Source organism: Microbacterium sp. (assembly GCF_031178445.1).
GTDB lineage: Bacteria > Actinomycetota > Actinomycetes > Actinomycetales > Microbacteriaceae > Microbacterium.
This window is the reverse complement of sequence record NZ_JAPSIY010000026.1, coordinates 1-2664: the sequence shown is the minus strand read 5'-3', so window position 1 is coordinate 2664 and position 2664 is coordinate 1. Positions and strand designations below refer to the sequence as shown.

Genomic DNA, 2664 nt, shown 5'->3' with positions numbered 1-2664 from the left:
ATCCGACCCGTAATTGCGCAGCAGAACCGCACCCTTACGCACCTCGTCCTCATCGATATCCGGCCACTCGAAACCAAGCTTCTCCATCACCCAGACAAGCTCATTCGGCAACATCATCCCCACGGCGCCACCTCCACGCCCGACTGTACGGTCGGCGCGCAGGAGTGACCATGGGCACCCCGCCGCGGGGCAGGGCTGCCCATGGGGCCCGCGATCGCGAGCGGGTGGAGTCAGCGTCCGGGCGCGAAGACCTGGCCGGCCGCCTGGATCTCGGCCTCGTCCGGCACGCGGATCTCGTAGTCGCGCGCACGTACGTGCGCGAGGAAGTCCGGGTCGGGGGCGACGCCGTAGGTCTGCACGTAGTAGGTCACCGGACCCGTCCAGACGTACTCGCCGTCTGTCCGGATCGTCAGGGGGATGACGCGCTCGTCATCGCGGAGGATGTCCATGCCGCGGGCTGTGGTGTGCATCACCACGGCGCCGCCCTCCAGGTACGCGCCCACCAGCGACCTCTCCTCCTCGGAGAGCCGCTCCTCGTTCAGCAGCGGCCGCTCGCCCGCGGCCGTGTTGATGGGACCGGGCTGGAAGACGGAAACCTGCTTGACCATTCGCTCTCACCATTCCTCTGCCGAGTCCGCAACGGCGTCAGCCGTTCGGCTCGAATCTTACCCAGGCGCCGTTCGGCGGCCAGACCGGTGCACCGGTGATGGGATCGATGTCTGTGACGAACGGCGAGCCGCCAGCCGTCGACCAGACCGGCTTCGTGGGCGCGGTGACATCGACACCCAGGCGGTCAGCGAGCTGCTGCGCGAAGCCGTCCGGCGCGGAGCCGGTGTCGCACGAGAAGAGACGGATGGGCGACTTCCCGTCCCAGTCGGTGTGCTTCTGCAGATGCTCGGCGAATTCGGCGGCATCCATCATCGAGCCGTCGCCACCCTGTACCGCGTGCGGTGCGCCGTGCAGGTCCAGGACGTACTCACCGGGATACGCGGGCACGTCACCCGCTGCGGCGCGATCCTTCTCGGGGAGGAAGTGCCACCCTCCATCCGTCCGGCTCCCCCTGCGCAGCCGCCGGTTCTTCAGCCAGCCCCGGGACACCGCCCCATCCGGAGCGTGCGCATCCGGACGGTCCGCGAGGTCGGGCCTGCCGTCGAAGCGGTCCTCGTCACGGATGCGCGTGATCCAGTCATCGAGCTGATCGCTGTGGTTGCGCGCCAGCTGCGGCAGCTTCACGTCCGCGTGACGCGCACCGCGAAGCGCCGCCTCGGACAGGCTCTCGAAGATCGGCTTGAACGTGCCCACTGACTGCTCCCCTCCGTGGCACGACCCTACGGGTGCCGTCCCGCGCCGGCGATGGGCACCACACCCCGGGCGGTGCTGCCCATCCTCATCGCGTCAGCTCCTCGTCTGGCATCAGCGCGTGCTGTACGTGAAGGCCCAGGAGAGCGCCTCGAGCGCATCAGCTCCCAGTTCGGGGTGTCGCGCGGCCATCTCACGCTGCGCGTGACGACCCGCCTCCGCGAGGGTGCTCGACGACCAGTCGATCTCGACCGCCATGCATTCGGACACGATGCCCGTGACGCGCGTCAGCAGCGTCTCGGGTTCACTTTCGGTCGCCGACGAGTTGGCGGCGTCGGCGTCACTCTTCGGGAAGGGCGACCGGCCCTTCCAGCCCGCCCTCAGCCCTGCGAGGAGTCGGACCCTCGGGCGGAGATGGCCGCGAGAGAGCGACGGGCCTTCGCCACCTGGCGCAGCTTTTTCAGGACGTGCTCGACCGCGTCGGATTCGCTGTCGAACTTCTTCAGCGTCGACTCGATCATGCTCGCGCGCTCGTTGACGAGATAGACGGCCCACTGATCGCCGTCACGATCGAGCACCACCGCGTCGTCGTGCAGTCGGCCCTCGCCGTAGATCACGGGAGAGTCGAGCTTCTCCTCTTCGACGATGCGCCTCAGCTCGTTGATGTCCATCACCGGACCTCCCTGATCATGCCCATCTTATCGAGCAGGTCGACGCTCACCGGAAGCAGATCCTGGGTCGCTCCACCGGGGGTGCCCCACGACGGGATCGCTGCCGCCTCGCCGCGTGTGACGTGCGACAGGTCGCTGAGCTCGAGGTCGTACTTCTCGAGCACGTCGTCGACGGCCTGCCGCGTCTGGTCGTCGAGCTGGTTGTAGACCGACTCGACATCGGCGGGCGAGTGACGCCACTCGTACTGGTGATACGCGTTCGGATTCTCGTGATAAGGCAGCGAGCGACTGCCGTACGAGAAGGGTCCGTCCTCCGGGATCGGCGAGACGAACCGGCCTCCCGGATCACCGAACCGGTCGAAGCGGTCACCCGCCGCCGGCACGTGGTCGGTCTTGATCGGATTCCCGGCGGCGTCGTGCGTGAAGCCGTCGTTCGGAGCCTTGCTCCAGTCGATGTCACCATTGGCGTCCAGACACTCCGGACGCGGGATGAGCGTCCCGTCCTGCGGCTTGTGCGGATCGGGCTTCGTGGGGGTGTCCGGTTTGCCGTCGAAGCGGTCCTCGCCCCGGATCTTCTTGACCCAGTCATCCAGCTGATCACTGTGATTGCGGGCCAACTGCGGCAACTTCGCATCCGCATGCCGCGCACCCCGCAACGCCGCCTCAGACAGGCTGTCGAAGATCGGCTTGAACT

At 67.5% G+C, this 2664-nt stretch carries 5 protein-coding genes; all 5 read right to left on the bottom strand.

The window, feature by feature from the left end:
• Positions 1-230 precede the first annotated feature (230 nt).
• On the bottom strand, positions 231-608 hold the full coding sequence (locus RIN43_RS16190; protein ID WP_309129954.1) for a hypothetical protein: 378 nt from the start codon (positions 606-608) through the stop codon (positions 231-233).
• 37 nt (positions 609-645) lie between these two features.
• Positions 646-1302, bottom strand: a complete 657-nt coding sequence (locus RIN43_RS16185; RefSeq protein WP_309129953.1) for a hypothetical protein — start codon at positions 1300-1302, stop codon at positions 646-648.
• A gap of 111 nt (positions 1303-1413) precedes the next feature.
• Positions 1414-1557, bottom strand: coding sequence for a hypothetical protein (locus RIN43_RS16180; protein WP_309129952.1), 144 nt, complete (start codon positions 1555-1557; stop codon positions 1414-1416).
• Between the two features lie 122 nt (positions 1558-1679).
• Complete coding sequence (locus tag RIN43_RS16175; protein ID WP_309129951.1) at positions 1680-1973, bottom strand: hypothetical protein; 294 nt, start codon at positions 1971-1973, stop codon at positions 1680-1682.
• Positions 1970-2664: glycohydrolase toxin TNT-related protein (locus RIN43_RS16170; protein WP_309129950.1), on the bottom strand; the 695-nt coding region annotated here is incomplete at its 5' end. The genes RIN43_RS16175 and RIN43_RS16170, both read right to left, overlap by 4 nt.